17 protein-coding genes are annotated in these 13,933 nt (G+C 50.5%); 11 read left to right on the top strand and 6 right to left on the bottom strand.

From position 1 onward, the window contains the following. Positions 1 to 185: 185 nt before the first annotated feature. From modA to IC617_RS17390, 7 genes are all read left to right on the top strand, one after another. Complete coding sequence (gene modA / locus IC617_RS17420) at positions 186 to 968, top strand: molybdate ABC transporter substrate-binding protein (RefSeq protein WP_191146265.1); 783 nt, start codon at positions 186 to 188, stop codon at positions 966 to 968. A gap of 103 nt (positions 969 to 1,071) precedes the next feature. Then, positions 1,072 to 1,752 (top strand): molybdate ABC transporter permease subunit, encoded by a 681-nt coding sequence (gene modB / locus IC617_RS17415; protein WP_191146264.1) that lies wholly within the window; start codon positions 1,072 to 1,074, stop codon positions 1,750 to 1,752. Further along, on the top strand, positions 1,752 to 2,825 hold the full coding sequence (modC, locus tag IC617_RS17410; protein ID WP_191146263.1) for a molybdenum ABC transporter ATP-binding protein: 1,074 nt from the start codon (positions 1,752 to 1,754) through the stop codon (positions 2,823 to 2,825). Before modB ends, modC begins: the two co-directional genes overlap by 1 nt. Before the next feature lie 130 nt (positions 2,826 to 2,955). Continuing rightward, positions 2,956 to 3,321: an arsenate reductase gene (locus IC617_RS17405; protein WP_191146262.1), complete on the top strand. Its 366-nt coding sequence runs from the start codon at positions 2,956 to 2,958 to the stop codon at positions 3,319 to 3,321. A gap of 3 nt (positions 3,322 to 3,324) precedes the next feature. Next, positions 3,325 to 4,458: a succinyl-diaminopimelate desuccinylase gene (gene dapE, locus IC617_RS17400; RefSeq protein WP_191146261.1), complete on the top strand. Its 1,134-nt coding sequence runs from the start codon at positions 3,325 to 3,327 to the stop codon at positions 4,456 to 4,458. A 2-nt stretch (positions 4,459 to 4,460) separates the two neighbouring features. After that, positions 4,461 to 5,138, top strand: coding sequence for a M15 family metallopeptidase (locus IC617_RS17395; protein ID WP_191146260.1), 678 nt, complete (start codon positions 4,461 to 4,463; stop codon positions 5,136 to 5,138). Positions 5,139 to 5,142: 4 nt separating this feature from the next. Beyond that, the gene (locus tag IC617_RS17390) at positions 5,143 to 5,322 is read left to right on the top strand and encodes a DUF2897 family protein (protein WP_191146259.1); all 180 of its coding nucleotides are present in this window, start codon (positions 5,143 to 5,145) and stop codon (positions 5,320 to 5,322) included. Here IC617_RS17390 and bamC read toward each other — a convergent pair. Then, positions 5,319 to 6,431, bottom strand: a complete 1,113-nt coding sequence (gene bamC, locus IC617_RS17385; RefSeq protein WP_191146258.1) for an NlpB/DapX family lipoprotein — start codon at positions 6,429 to 6,431, stop codon at positions 5,319 to 5,321. The genes IC617_RS17390 and bamC overlap by 4 nt on opposite strands. Positions 6,432 to 6,448: 17 nt before the next feature. After that, a complete protein-coding gene (gene dapA / locus IC617_RS17380) occupies positions 6,449 to 7,330 on the bottom strand; it encodes a 4-hydroxy-tetrahydrodipicolinate synthase (RefSeq protein ID WP_191146257.1) in 882 nt (293 codons plus the stop codon). Positions 7,331 to 7,515: 185 nt separating this feature from the next. On the opposite strand from dapA, the gene bcp reads away from it, so the two are divergent. Next, complete coding sequence (gene bcp / locus IC617_RS17375; protein ID WP_191146256.1) at positions 7,516 to 7,980, top strand: thioredoxin-dependent thiol peroxidase; 465 nt, start codon at positions 7,516 to 7,518, stop codon at positions 7,978 to 7,980. Here the strand turns inward: bcp and IC617_RS17370 are convergent. Beyond that, positions 7,977 to 9,056, bottom strand: a complete 1,080-nt coding sequence (locus tag IC617_RS17370) for an AI-2E family transporter (protein WP_191146255.1) — start codon at positions 9,054 to 9,056, stop codon at positions 7,977 to 7,979. The genes bcp and IC617_RS17370 overlap by 4 nt on opposite strands. Before the next feature lie 15 nt (positions 9,057 to 9,071). Then, positions 9,072 to 9,338, bottom strand: a complete 267-nt coding sequence (locus IC617_RS19130; RefSeq protein ID WP_224746099.1) for a sulfurtransferase TusA family protein — start codon at positions 9,336 to 9,338, stop codon at positions 9,072 to 9,074. A gap of 130 nt (positions 9,339 to 9,468) precedes the next feature. Here IC617_RS19130 and bepA point away from each other — a divergent pair, with 130 nt between their 5' ends. The 3 genes from bepA to IC617_RS17350 all read left to right on the top strand — a co-directional run bounded on the left by bepA (position 9,469) and on the right by IC617_RS17350 (position 11,944). Then, the gene (gene bepA / locus IC617_RS17360; RefSeq protein WP_191146253.1) at positions 9,469 to 10,953 is read left to right on the top strand and encodes a beta-barrel assembly-enhancing protease; all 1,485 of its coding nucleotides are present in this window, start codon (positions 9,469 to 9,471) and stop codon (positions 10,951 to 10,953) included. 101 nt (positions 10,954 to 11,054) lie between these two features. Beyond that, the gene (arsC, locus tag IC617_RS17355; protein WP_191146252.1) at positions 11,055 to 11,411 is read left to right on the top strand and encodes an arsenate reductase (glutaredoxin); all 357 of its coding nucleotides are present in this window, start codon (positions 11,055 to 11,057) and stop codon (positions 11,409 to 11,411) included. Between the two features lie 152 nt (positions 11,412 to 11,563). Further along, positions 11,564 to 11,944 (top strand): DUF2069 domain-containing protein, encoded by a 381-nt coding sequence (locus tag IC617_RS17350; RefSeq protein ID WP_191146251.1) that lies wholly within the window; start codon positions 11,564 to 11,566, stop codon positions 11,942 to 11,944. A gap of 14 nt (positions 11,945 to 11,958) precedes the next feature. Here IC617_RS17350 and hda read toward each other — a convergent pair whose 3' ends face one another. Then, entirely contained in the window at positions 11,959 to 12,669 is a 711-nt protein-coding gene (gene hda, locus IC617_RS17345; protein WP_191146250.1) for a DnaA inactivator Hda, read from the bottom strand. A 17-nt stretch (positions 12,670 to 12,686) separates the two neighbouring features. Next, positions 12,687 to 13,808 (bottom strand): DUF2066 domain-containing protein, encoded by a 1,122-nt coding sequence (locus IC617_RS17340; protein ID WP_191146249.1) that lies wholly within the window; start codon positions 13,806 to 13,808, stop codon positions 12,687 to 12,689. Positions 13,809 to 13,933: the final 125 nt, after the last annotated feature.

Raw genomic sequence — 13,933 nt, 5'->3', positions numbered from 1 at the left:
GGAAGACAGAATTTACCCTAGATGCGTGAAGCACAAGGCGCGAAAATATCCCAATAAGAAAAATGCCAGTCAGCTTAACTGACTGGCATTAGGCTGTTGGCCATGTTTAAATGTCGTTCGTTAGGCAACTCATTGGTTTTATCAGCAATATTTTTATCACCAAGATTTAGGGGCTTTTATTGATAATGTTTAACAGCAAGCCTCGTGGTTTACAATTGTGGCTCATATTCGTATTCGTGGTAGCGACTGGATTCTCCAATCGCATTCATGCAGAACAAATCCGTGTTGCCGTTGCAGCTAACTTTTACCGACCAATGCAAGCGCTCGCCAGCGACTTCACGGAACGCAGCGGCCATCAGGTATCACTGTCCGCAGGCTCAACCGGTAAGCTCTACGCCCAAATCATTAACGGTGCACCGTTCGATGTGTTCATTGCCGCCGATCAAGCCAGACCCAAAGCGCTTGTCGACAATGGCAGAGCGAAAGCCGCATCTCAGCTGACGGTCGCCATAGGCCAATTAGTCTTGTGGTCCGCCGATCCGGAGCTAATCGCTGGGCCACAACAGTTGCAACCAGACTCTGCCATCAGCCGCCTTGCCATCGCCAATCCAAAATCAGCACCCTATGGTGCAGCCGCCCTGACAGTGATGGAGCACCTTGGGGTCAAAGATTATTGGTCATCTCGTTTAGTCCAAGGGCAAAACATTAGTCATACCTATCAATATGTGAGCAGCGGCAACGCAACTGCTGGTTTTGTCGCCGCTTCGCAGGTCTATCATCATGGTCAACTGACAAGTGGCTCGGCCTGGTTAGTGCCTGAGTCCCTTCATCAACCGTTAAAACAAGATGCCGTGATCATCAATTCAGCGGCACAACCTCAAGCGGCTGTGGAACTGCTCAACTACTTCCGCTCGCCGGCTGCGAAACGTATTATTGAATCCTTTGGCTACCAGACACAAAGCCACTGATTTGATAGGCTTAACTGAAACAAAATAGGGAAAACCAAGCCTTGTCCGTGAATCGATCAAGTGCAGCGACACAGCAACCACCACCTCAACGGGCACTGAGCCGATGAGCGGCGTCGATTTGAGCGTTGTTTGGCTGACGCTAAAATTGGCGTCTGTGGTGACCCTGTTACTGCTGCTGATTGCCACTCCGATCGCCTGGTGGCTGTCGCAAACTCAATCCAAATTTAAACCTGCAGTGGGCGCTATTTTTGCCATACCGCTGGTTCTGCCTCCAACCGTGTTGGGCTTTTATCTGTTACTGTTGCTCGGACCAAACGGTCCGGCAGGCCAATTATCTGCCGCTTTAGGTTTAGGCACATTACCCTTTAGTTTTGCCGGCATCGCTATCGCCTGTGCGGTTCATTCCCTGCCCTTTGTGGTACAACCGCTTCAGAATGCATTTGAAGCCATTGGCAAGCGACCATTGGAAGTTGCTGCCACACTCAGGGCCTCCCCTTGGGACTGCTTTTGGCACGTCGTCGTACCGATGGCCCGGCCCGGTTTTTTCACCGCGATTGTGATGGGCTTTTGTCATTCAATCGGCGAATTTGGCGTCGTGCTGATGATTGGCGGTAATATTCCCGGCGAAACACGAGTCCTGTCGGTTGAAATATACAACCACGTCGAGGCCATGGAGTACGGTCAGGCGCATTGGCTAGCTGGCGGTATGGTGGCCTTTTCGTTTATCGCGCTACTGGCCATCTACATGATTAATCATCGAGCCAGCCAGCGAGGGACGCTCTGATGTCGGTTACGGCTGCATTTCACGTTCAGCGTCAGGGATTTACCCTCGATGTCAAAATCGAGCTACCGGCCACCGGTATCAGCGCGTTGTACGGGGCATCAGGCTCCGGCAAGACCACTTGTTTGCGAGCTATGGCGGGGCTGGAGCGACTGCCCAATAGCTTTTTTCAGATTGGTCAGGACACTTGGCAAGATGAAGCCAATGGCATTTTTGTACCACCTCACCAACGTCAAGTCGGCTACGTGTTCCAAGAAGCCAGTTTATTTCCCCATTTAGATGTCGCCGCCAACTTGCAATTTGGCATGAAACGCATTGCGCCGGTTCAGCGTCAAGTTTCCGAATCTCATATTGTTGAGTTACTTGGCCTGTCGCCGTTATTAAAACGCTCGCCGAGCGCCCTGTCCGGCGGCGAGCGACAGCGAGTTGCGATTGCTCGTGCACTGTTGACGTCACCAAGACTGCTGTTGATGGATGAACCCTTATCGGCACTGGATAAAGGCCTCAAACAGGAGATCTTGCCGTATCTCGAACGGTTACATCGGGAATTAGCTATTCCGGTGGTTTATGTCAGCCATGCTGCCGATGAAGTAACGCGCTTGGCGGACCATTTGGTGTTAATCGACCATGGCGAAATCAAAGCGGCAGGGCCAATCAAACAGGTGTTGCTCGATCATCAACACGCAGAACTGTTCAATGACGGCGCCAGCTCGGTGATTGAAGGCCGAATTAGTAGGCACCTCGAACACTTTGCCAGTGAGTTGAAATTTGGCCGCTTTGCCCTTCGCCTGAGTCAGCAAGACCATCCGGTTGGTCAACAGTTGCGTTGCCGCGTGTTTGCGTCAGATGTCAGTGTGTGTCTAACTCAGCCTCACGACACCAGTATCAGCAATATTTTTCCCGCCAAAGTCAGTCATGTTGCCGAAGGCAGGCGGCCCGGCGAGAAACTGGTGACACTTGATTTGGGCGAGGAGCAGCAGCTACTGGCGCAGCTATCAAGCCACTCGGTAGAGCGATTACAAATCCATCCGGGTCATCATGTCTGGGCACAAGTGAAGTCAGTTGCAGTATTGTAAGTTTGTTGCGTCGAGGTTCATCTTGACTGCATGTTCATGCGAGTTGCATGAATCATTAGTCAATCCACTCCTGACTGCTTAAAGGATTGTGATATTCTTGGCCCAATTTTGATTGCGCCAAAGGGATCACATGTCTACTCATCACGCCACTGTTTACGGGATCAGCAACTGCGATACGGTTCGCAAGGCCCGTAAGTGGCTAGAAAAAAACGATATCGACTTTACCTTTCAGGATGTTCGCGAACAACCACTAGAACACGCTCAATTGTCAGCATGGGCTCAGCAAGTTGGCTGGGAAGTACTGTTCAATAAGCGCTCGACCAGTTATCGGGCATTAACCGACGAACAAAAGCAAAACCTTGATGAATCATCAGCGCTGGCGTTAATTCTAGAGCAACCAACCTTAATGAAGCGGCCAGTGCTAGTCATCGCAGAAACATTGATTGTGGGCTTTAACGACAAACTTTACAGCCCGCTGCTGGCACAAGGAAACTAGCCAATGACTCACCCAACCATTGAACTTGCCAAGGAGTTAATCGCTCGCCCGTCGGTGACGCCACTAGACGAAGGCTGTCAGGAGCTCATGATTGAGCGCTTGGTTAAACTCGGTTTCCGTATTGAAAAGCTGCACTTTGAAGATACCCTCAACTTCTGGGCTCGCCGCGGCGATCAAGCGCCAGTCCTCGGCTTTGCCGGCCACACCGACGTGGTGCCCTCTGGCGATCCCGCCAAATGGCATACACCGCCGTTTGAGCCTACCATTATCGATGACCACCTCCACGGCCGTGGCGCTGCCGATATGAAGGGCTCGTTGGCTGCCATGATTGTGGCGGTCGAACGATTTATTGCAGAGCATCCCGATCATCAAGGTTCACTAGCCTTTCTCATCACCAGCGATGAGGAAGGCCCGTTTATTAACGGCACCGTGCGGGTTATTGAGCACTTAGAACAACGTCAGGAAAAAATGACTTGGTGTGTGGTCGGTGAACCATCGAGTACCAACCATGTCGGCGATGTGGTGAAAAATGGTCGTCGTGGTTCCCTTACCGGCGAGCTGGTGGTGAAAGGTGTGCAAGGCCACGTTGCCTACCCTCACTTGGCAGATAACCCAGTTCATAAAGCAGCGCCAATGCTGGCGGAATTGAGCAGTAAACACTGGGATAACGGCAATGACTACTTCCCGCCTACCAGCTTTCAGATTGCCAATATCAAAGCCGGTACGGGGGCATCCAATGTGGTGCCGGGTGAACTCGATGTGATGTTCAACTTCCGCTTTAGCACCGAAAGCAGCTCGTCAGGTTTAGTGCAACGTGTTGAGAGCCTGATCGACAGCTATGGCCTAGACTACGACTTAAAGTGGACCTTTAATGGTGAGCCGTTCTTAACCGACACCGGTAAGCTTCTTGATGCGGTTCGAATTGCGATTAAACAGGTCAATGGCCAGGAGCCGGAATTGCTCACCACAGGTGGCACCTCCGATGGTCGCTTTATTGCGCCAACTGGCGCTCAAGTAATTGAACTTGGGCCATGCAATGCGACCATTCACAAGGTCAATGAATGCGTTAAGGTAACTGATCTGATCCAATTGACCGATATGTATCAGGGCATCATGGAGCACCTGCTAACCGAATGACAATGCCAGCGCTGCAACCTGCTAATTGGCTCGGACTGAGTTCGTCTCACCTGAGCCAGATTGATGACCATCATGCCTTACTGGCGCCAGCCAAACTGGCTTGGCTGGCCATGGCAAAAGCAGCAGCTGAAGATGGCCTTGAGCTCAACTTAGTGAGCAGCTTTCGCAGCTTTCAGCGCCAGCAATTGATTTGGGATAGTAAGTTTAACGGCCAGCGCGCAGTGCTTGATGATCACCATGCCCCAGTCGCGATGGAGACCTTGACCGAGCTGCAGAAGATCCACGCGATCATGCGTTTTTCGGCACTGCCGGGCACCAGCCGGCATCACTGGGGGACCGATCTCGATGTCTACAGCAAGCCATTGCAACAGCAACCATTACAACTAATTGCCAGCGAATATCAGGCCGGCGGGCCACAGTTTGCGACTTGGCAATGGTTGCAGCAACGTGCCCATGAATTTGATTTTTTCTTCCCTTATGCCACCGATTTAGGCGGCGTTGCCTGCGAACCCTGGCACCTAAGCCATGCGCCATCGGCACAAAAAGTGGAAGCAATGCGACAACCCGAAGCAATACTTGATGCAATCATCAATGCTAATGTCGCAGGTCAAAAAACTATCGCGGCGAACTTCGATACTCTGTTCGAACGATTTGTATCACCTATTAGCCGTCTAGGGTAAGGAAATGGGCACAGAGTTATCTGGTTGGAGTATCGCGGTCATCATTTTGCTGGTGCTGGGTGTAATTGTCAGCAATCTAATGGTGTTGAAGTATTCCGCTAAAATGAAATGGCCCAAGCGAGAGGATCTAGTCGATCCCATGGCTCGGGCCAAATATAACAAAGACACAGACCAAACTGATTAGTTAGTCATTCGCTCCAATGCTTCGCGCAGTGAGTGATAGGCTTTACTGACTTCTTCTTCGCTCAGCGGCTTGTTGTCATCGTTAAAGATGCTAATGGTTGTGGTCTGGCCACGATCGCCAAAGAATAGTTTGTAATCACCAGACTCAATTCCCATCTCCTCGTCATCGGTCACGAACAGCTTTCTGAAGCTCCAGTTCGATGGCACGTTGACGAAGTAGGTAGCCTGAGTGCGGTCTTTATCTTCGACGATAAAGCCAGCGGCTTCGAGCAGCGATTCAGCATTTTGCCATGCCTGATCAAACGGTACAGCAGCAACAATTGAAGCCAACCCTTTTTGATCCACCTGCAGTGATAACGCCATCGCTCGCTGTTGTTCTAGCGACTTCTCTTGGCGTTGCAGCTGCATGTCTTGCTGGTACTGTTTAACAACGCCGTTAAGCACGTTGACGGTGAAATTATCACGCTCAACTTGGGTTGGTTTATCGCGCTCTAACTGGTTATCAAAGTAGCGCTCAAAGCCAACCATAGCAGCGCTTAACTTGGCAGTTCGGCCGGTTCGGCCCACTTCTAAATTAAAAGCATAACGGGCACGCACTTCCAGATCGCCACGGCGATCCATAAAGTAATCTTCCAGACCAAAGAAGTAATTTGGATCTTCATCGCGATGAGCAACAAACCAATCGGTTACCAGAATGCCGCCATCTTTGTCCCAAAAGCGGGCCGCAATGCCACGCTTCTGGATCAAGCCCCACAATGAATTCCAGATGCCATCAACTGGATTGTCGCCATCAACGCTGGTGATATCAAATTCGATTGAAGCGCGACGATCATCGCCTTGCGGACGTAAGCTGCCATCAACCAGGGTCAATACTTGAATCGGCGCTGAGATCGCCAAATCGGCACCATAGGCGGTTTCTTCGGTTTCTTGCACCGGCGGGATGTAGTAATCGGCTCGCTTAGGCGGAGCCGTCAAATCCTCGGGAACCTGAAATTCAGGGTTACTTTGTTCTTCGAGGTACTCAAAATCAGAACGAGCCCGGTAGTCATTTCCGGTACAACCTGCCAACATAATCCCGGCAGCTACGGCACCGAATACTAGCTTATTCAAGATGTTAATCTCCCGACTTACAGAGTTAAACCAGCATCAATCATGGCTTTTTGCAAAATCGCCTGATTCGATTCGGATAAAGTGGTCAGTGGCAAACGCAACGCCGGAGATGCTGCCCGGCCAAGCCGCCAAAGTCCCCATTTCACAGGAATTGGGTTTGCTTCAACAAATAAATGTTCGTGCAACGGCATCAATCGCTGGTTAATCGCTTGCGCTTGTTCAACCTCGCCCGACTTGGCCAGTTGGCACATTTTGGCCATTGCCGCAGGCGCGAGGTTGTTGGTCACTGAAATAACGCCATCACCACCATCGAGCATAAACTGCAAGCCGGTGGCATCATCACCACTGAGTAATACAAAATCATCACCACAGCCTTGGCGTAAGGTAGCAACTCGAGCAACATCGCCGGTGGCTTCTTTAATCCCGACAATGCCGTTGACTTGCGCCAACTCAATCACGGTTTCTGGCAACAGGTCAACTGCGGTACGGCCAGGCACATTGTAAAGGACCTGAGGTAGCGAGCTGTTTTCTGCAATTGTTTTATAGTGCAAATACAAGCCCTGCTGACTTGGCTTGTTGTAATAAGGTGTGACGCTCAAGCAGGCTTTGGCGCCGGCCTTTTCCGCCCCATGGGTCAATTCCAATGCTTCTCGGGTACAGTTCGCGCCAGTGCCAGCAATAACATCGATACGACCAGCTGCGAATTCGACGGTCTTTCGGATCACCTGCTGATGCTCTTCAACACTCAATGTCGCCGACTCTCCGGTAGTACCGACTGCGACGATACCGCTAGTGCCCGATTCAATGTGCCACTCGACTAATTGAGCGAGCGCGTCGTAATCCACGTTTCCCTGATCATCCATAGGTGTGATCAGCGCTACGATGCTTCCTGACAGCATGTAATTTTTCCCCTGAAAAGCTAAGCGCTCTATGGTAATTTGCAGCCTTGTTAAAGACAAGGTTGAACTGCGCACGAATCAGCACCGTAATCACATCTAAGCGGTATCAATGGACACTTTTCGACCAACCGTTAAGACCTGGCCACCGACATCGGCCGATTTCATTAAAAAAGCAAGGATTACCTATGAACCCTATTCAATCTGGAAGCCAAGCGCCGGCGTTCGAATTACCGAACCAACATGGCGATATCGTTCGTCTTGCCGATTATCAAGGCAAAAAAGTGCTGGTCTATTTCTACCCGAAAGCGCTGACGCCCGGCTGCACCACTCAAGCTTGTGGTTTACGCGACAGCAAAGCGGAGTTGGATGCGCTGAATACCGTGGTGTTTGGCATTAGCCCCGATCCGGTTAAACGGCTACCAAAGTTCATCGAAAAGTACGATCTCAACTTTGATTTGTTGTCAGATGAAGATCATGCCATCGCTGACGCCTTCGGCGTTTGGGGCTTGAAGAAGTTCATGGGCAAGGAATATGACGGAATCCACCGAATTTCTTTCTTAATCAATGAGCAAGGCGAAGTCGAGCATGTTTTTGATAAGTTCAAAACAAAAGAGCACCACGATGTGGTGCTCGGTTACTTGAAAGGCTAAACCTCTGTCTGCGGCGGCGGCTCATCTGTTTGAGTCGTCGGCCAAGCATTGATCACAGCCTTCACCAAGGTTGCCAACGGAATAGCAAAGAACACGCCCCAAAAGCCCCACAGCCCACCAAATACCAACACCGCAATGATAATGACCACGGGATGAAGATTAACCGCCTCAGAAAACAGCAGCGGCACCAGCAAGTTGCCATCAAGTGCCTGAATCACACCATAGCCCAGCATTAGGTAACCAAAATCGGCCGTTAAGCCCCATTGAAACAAGCCAACCAGCGCAACCGGAATGGTCACTAAGGTTGCTCCAACATAGGGGATCACCACAGATAACCCGACTAGCACGGCCAACAAGGCGGCATAGCGCAAATCAATGGCAATAAAAAAGACGTAAGAGGCCACGCCAATAACAGCAATTTCAATCAGCTTACCGCGAATATAATTGATGATTTGCAGATTCATCTCTTCGCCGACCTGATTGACCAATTTGCGATTGCCCGGCAGAAAACGGCTCATACCAGAGAGTAGCTGGTCTTTGTCTTTCAAAAAGAAAAACACCAACAACGGCACCACAATCAAATAAATCAGTACCGTCACTAAGCTAACCAATGACTGCAACGAAGTAGAGACAAACGTTTGGCCATAACTCAGTACTGAATCACGAATGTTGTCGGTGATCAGCGCGATTTGCGCTTTACTGACAAATTGCGGATAAGTCGACTGCAACTCCCACAGGCCATGCCGAGCTTTTTCAAACATCACCGGCAATTCAGTCACCAGATTGACCCCCTGCCCCCAAATCAGCGGGATCAAGCCCAGTACGCCGATCAGCAATAAACCAACAAATAAAATCAGCACTAACGACGTTGCGAGGCCACGGCGGACGCCTATTCGTTCCAGTTGGGTCACCGGCCAATCGAGAATGTAACTAAATGCAATGGCCAGAAAAATAGGCGCTAATAACGAGCCGCCAAAGTAAATAAGTAGAAAACCAGTTAACAAAATGGTGAACAAACTAACCGCTGCGGGGTCAGAAAATTTACGCTGATACCAACTTTTCATCATCCGTAACATACAGTGATGAACTCCTTAGGTTGCGGCTCCATGGGCGCCATTTGAGGTCAATGAAAACACCACATGAATTTCATTATTTGTATTAAAAACGTTAGCTTGCAACGGTCTAGCTCGGCACCAGTCAAGGATATCCGCTACACTCGAAGAGTCGCTAAAATGAACATCAAGCGACTCGCCGTGCTGCAATTTCAACAAAGCGTGCTTACAGCGCACAAACGCCATGGGGCAGCGCTCATGCGTCAAATCAAGTGTGTTAGCCAGAACTTGTGGTGGTCGTTGCATGGTGATGATTATTTCAGTCTAAACCAACGCTGACAATGGCATTTTTTAGCAAGAACTGGGTAAACTGCGCTCTGAGCATGGCCAAGCTGATGGTCTCAATGGTCGCAAAAGTAACGGAAGAATAGACATTTTGAATGTAACCAAGCGCCTGACGGCAACTTTTTCTCAACTTCGCGCGGTAACTCTCGCGACTCTGATGACGGCGATGCTGGCACCGGCCAGTCATGCCGTGTCGACAGGCAACAATCTCCCCGATATAGGAACCGCGGGGCTATCCGCGCTTACTTTAGAAAAAGAGCGCATGATTGGTGATATTTCCATGCGCCAAATCCGTGGTGCTTATCCGCTAATTAATGACCCAGTATTGCAAGAACATCTCGAATCTTTGGGTTATCGCTTGGTCACCGCCACCAAACAACCGATTCATCCATTTAAGTTCTTTTGGGTTAATGAAAACAGCATTAACGCCTTTGCCTTTTTCGGTGGTCACATTGGTGTTCACAGTGGCTTATATCTGCACGCTGATTCGGAGGGTCAAATTGCCTCGGTGTTGGCGCACGAAATCGCCCACGTCAATCAGCGCCACCTAGCCCGCCATATTGAAGCGCAAATGCAAAACCAGCCAGCGACACTGGGCGCCGCATTGGGCTCTATCGTGCTGGCGGTATTAGCGCCGCAAGCGGGTATCGCGGCGCTGCAAACGACGATGGCTGCATCGCAGCAAATGAGCATTAACTTTACCCGTAAAAACGAGGCCGAGGCCGACCGAATTGGCATGCAAACCTTAGTTGCTGCTGGCTATGATCCATACGCTGCGGCTGAGTTTTTTGCCAAAATGGCGGCACAATATCGATATGTCAGCAAGCCGCCGCAATTTTTGCTGACTCACCCCATTCCGGAAAGCCGGGTTGCCGATGCGCAGCTGCGCGCTCAGCAGTTCCCGCGCAAAGCCTATCCGGTCAGTGTTGATTTTCAATTTGCCAAGGCGCGGATTGAAGCACGTTACTCCGGCAAATCGTCAAAGGTCATGGTGCAAGAGTTTCAGCGTCGAGTCGACAAGAAAGAAGGCCGTTTAGTTGATGCAGCAGTTTATGGCTTGGCCATTGCCCAATTTGATGATGGCAACGCCAAACAAGCGGCCAAAACCATCGCGCCTTTGCTAAAAGAATACCCGCGTAATCTGTTTGTTATTGATGCCATCACCGATATCGATATGGAAACGGGCAATGCCGAGCGAGCTGAATCGCGTCTCAATGACTTCTACCAGTACATGCCCAACAATCAGGTCATCACCCTCAACTATGCCAACGTTCTCATCAAACGAAACAAGGCCGACAAAGCCATTGAGCTGTTGAATCGTTTTCGCGTCAAGCACCCAGAAGACATGGTCGCGCTGGCATTGCTTAGTGACGCTTATTTAAAGCAAGGCAATACGGCTCAGCACTATAGTGTCAAAGCCGACCGGTTAGCCCTGATGCTGCAATACGAGCAAGCCATTGCCATGCTGGAACGAGCGTTACACGCCACTCCGGATGACAACAATATTGAGATTGTGAAACTCGAAGCGAAGGTGCGCCAATACCGCAATGATCTGACTCGCTTGAAGTCACTATAACCACAGGTACGACCTAAGTCGCCTTGCAGCAATCATGGCGCCGTGGCATAAAAGCGAATTGTTTTTATTCAATTACAACAATAAACCAGCAGAGAAAGTGCATGAACACCTATCGCATCTACCATAACCCTCGTTGCTCAAAGTCGCGCCAGACACTGGCTTTGCTGCAAGAAAATGGTATTGAACCAGAAATCATTGAATACCTGAAAACACCGCCTACGCCAGATGAAATTGAAAATCTGGCTGAGTTGCTGCATTTGGCTCCGCGTCAGATGATGCGTACCAAAGAAGCCGAATACAAAGAGCAGCAGCTTGACGCAGATGATGTCAGCGAAGCGGCGCTGATCAACGCGATCGCCAAGACGCCGAAATTGCTCGAACGACCAATCGTGGTCAAAGGCGAGCAAGCGGTCATTGGCCGTCCGCCAGAGAATGTGCTGACCCTGATCAACGGTTAAGGTCGGCCGACCTCGGCGAATCACCCAACAATCACTTTGGCAATCCATACCGGACCAACGCGGTATGGCTTGCATTGACGCCAACACGGCGCTAGTCTCCCTGCCATTTACAGCCCAGCGCTGATCGTGCTGCGAACCGAAGAACACCAATCATGCAAAAAATAACGACCGTTTGCTGGCTTTCGAAATTTGGTTATTTCGGCCTCTTTGCGCTGATCATTTTGTGGCAAAGTGTGTTATCGCCACATCCACATGTTTCCTCGTTTTGGCTTACCTTGCTGTGGTTGCTGCCGTTGCTGTTTCCGCTGCGTGGCATTATTGCCAACAATCCCTATACCCATGCCTGGAGCACCTTTATCGCGTTGCTCTATTTAATGCATGGCTGCGTGCAGATATACGTCGAGCCAGCCGAGCGGCTACTCGCTTTTATCGAAATTGTGCTGGTCAGTTGTTGGCTGGTAGGTTCGATTCTATTCGCCCGCTGGCGCGGTCAACAGCTTGGATTGGGCCTGAAAAAACGCAAAGGGAAGTAATCAGTCCGTAGGCTCTAGTATCCCAGCACTTGTTTGATAAAGGGTACGGTGAGTTTGCGCTGAGCCTGCATTGACGCCGTATCCAACTTATCCAAGGTCAGCCATAAATCAGCCATGTTGCGGCTCGCACGGTGCAATAAAAAGCGTCCGGCTTCATCCGACAACACCAAACCGCGCATATTGGCCCTGAGCTGCAGAATCGCCAGCTTGCTATCGTCATCGGGTGCCGCTAACTGGTAGCTGGTTCCCCAGTCGAGCCGCGATCTCAAATCAGGCAGCTGTAACTGTAAATGGCGAGCGGCCCCATCGGCGCTCACAACCAGCACTTTGCCCTGCTCTTGAATGCGGTTAAACAGATCAAAAATGGCTTGTTCCCAGATTTCGTTACCGGCAATCTCATCCAAGTTGTCTAGCACCACCAAGTGGAGATTTTCCAGCCCTTCAAGCATTTCCGGCGCCATACTGGCATGATGCTGCAGCGGAATATAACTACTCGGCTGATGACAGCTTGCACACCAGTTTAAAGCGGCGTGCAATAGATGACTTTTACCACTGCCTGTCGGTCCCCACAAATAGAGGAAACCACCAGAGTCGGAATTCAATGCCTGTTTCATGGCAGCGACAAGCACCTCGTTGCCAGCACTATAAAAGCTGGCAAAGGTCTCATCATCGGGAAGTTGAATGGCCAGTGGCAACTGGCCGGAATTATCGATTGTCAGAACCAACCTACCTTAAATTAGCACTACATTTGCCACATATAAGAAGGCATGGTTTGCTTGGCCGCTGGTGTTTGCTGTTCGCCTTGCTGATCGTTGTCAGCTTCAGTCACCTCTGCATCGGCCCCGACCATTGGCGCATCAAAGGTTTCCATCGCTTGCAATTGCTTGTCGAGCGCCAAAGCGCGATAGAAATCCTGAGCGGCGCCCAACAGATTGACTCGGAACACCGCATAATTGGCGCTAAAGTCCTGCAAATCAACCTGCGACACCATGGCCATTGATGACAAACTCTGCTCGGCGCGCAACACCCGCGACAAGTCGGTGAGGTTATAAATTTTAACCTGAACGCTATCGGCTGCAGAAAGGCCGGCTTGCGTCGCATATTGCTGGCCAAACACATCCGCCATTTGCTCTAGCCATTCGGGTAATAAGGTGTCGAGTTCGCCTTGTAACTGCTCTTGATGCCAAGCCTTAGCAATGGTGTTGGGTTGCATGTCAGCTAACTGATAGACCGACCATTGCAGCTGGTATTGTTCACCGCCGAGCTGATAGAGTTTTGCCATCACCATTTGATCGGCGCTGTAACGGGCCGAGGCCTGAATTGCCGGCATCGGGAAATTGCCCCAGATATCAGCGGCATCGACCAACATAATGTCATCTAAGTCGAGCAGTGGCAGCATCATAGGCACGCCCCGTTGACGCAGCACATCGGCCAAATTAGCCTCGGCAAGTAGCGGGCTTTGTTCGCTGACCAGTTCACGTTCAAAGTTTTGCTCGGTGGCAAGCCACACGATGGTCATTGGCCGCAAGCTCCCCCAAATGGGCAGGTTGGCCTGACGCAATAAGCGATCAACGGCTTCCTGATTGAAGGTCACTTCCAGCCAGCGCTTACCGCCTTCGTCAATGTAACCGTATTGCACTAAGTATTGGCGTACCGAACTTTTTTGCGCCATGACTAACGCATTACTCAGGGCATTTCGTTGGCCCGATACGCGCACCAAAACCTGATCAAAGCCCTGCGACAATCCAGTTTCTAATTTCAACGAAGCATCAACGCGCGCCGTATACAAGTTTGCTACTTCGGTCGCTAAGCTATGTAGCGGACTGAGCAGCGCAAGTAGCAGCAGAACAACTCGACAACTCACAGTAATTCCTTGTCAAACGATATAACCCATGCGCAATGACATTGGGGACATTGAAGTGGCATGTATAGTAGCAATTCCAATCCATACTGACGAGCAAGACAGAGATTTCGCTACTAAATCATGTC

The sequence above is a fragment of the Neiella litorisoli genome (assembly GCF_014773395.1).
In the GTDB taxonomy this organism is placed as follows: domain Bacteria; phylum Pseudomonadota; class Gammaproteobacteria; order Enterobacterales; family Neiellaceae; genus Neiella; species Neiella litorisoli.
This window is presented reverse-complemented; position numbering and strand designations above follow the sequence as displayed.

What these genes read in the sequence shown, in the direction of transcription:
- modB (WP_191146264.1), top strand. Translation starts at nt 1,072, where the DNA reads ATGAGCGGCGTCGATTTGAGCGTTGTTTGGCTGACGCTAAAATTGGCG.
- IC617_RS17350 (WP_191146251.1), top strand. Translation starts at nt 11,564, where the DNA reads ATGCAAAAAATAACGACCGTTTGCTGGCTTTCGAAATTTGGTTATTTC.
- dapA (WP_191146257.1), bottom strand. Translation starts at nt 7,330, where the DNA reads ATGCTGTCAGGAAGCATCGTAGCGCTGATCACACCTATGGATGATCAG.
- IC617_RS17395 (WP_191146260.1), top strand. Translation starts at nt 4,461, where the DNA reads ATGCCAGCGCTGCAACCTGCTAATTGGCTCGGACTGAGTTCGTCTCAC.
- dapE (WP_191146261.1), top strand. Translation starts at nt 3,325, where the DNA reads ATGACTCACCCAACCATTGAACTTGCCAAGGAGTTAATCGCTCGCCCG.
- IC617_RS17390 (WP_191146259.1), top strand. Translation starts at nt 5,143, where the DNA reads ATGGGCACAGAGTTATCTGGTTGGAGTATCGCGGTCATCATTTTGCTG.
- IC617_RS19130 (WP_224746099.1), bottom strand. Translation starts at nt 9,338, where the DNA reads ATGCAACGACCACCACAAGTTCTGGCTAACACACTTGATTTGACGCAT.
- modA (WP_191146265.1), top strand. Translation starts at nt 186, where the DNA reads ATGTTTAACAGCAAGCCTCGTGGTTTACAATTGTGGCTCATATTCGTA.
- IC617_RS17405 (WP_191146262.1), top strand. Translation starts at nt 2,956, where the DNA reads ATGTCTACTCATCACGCCACTGTTTACGGGATCAGCAACTGCGATACG.
- bcp (WP_191146256.1), top strand. Translation starts at nt 7,516, where the DNA reads ATGAACCCTATTCAATCTGGAAGCCAAGCGCCGGCGTTCGAATTACCG.
- modC (WP_191146263.1), top strand. Translation starts at nt 1,752, where the DNA reads ATGTCGGTTACGGCTGCATTTCACGTTCAGCGTCAGGGATTTACCCTC.
- arsC (WP_191146252.1), top strand. Translation starts at nt 11,055, where the DNA reads ATGAACACCTATCGCATCTACCATAACCCTCGTTGCTCAAAGTCGCGC.
- IC617_RS17370 (WP_191146255.1), bottom strand. Translation starts at nt 9,056, where the DNA reads ATGTTACGGATGATGAAAAGTTGGTATCAGCGTAAATTTTCTGACCCC.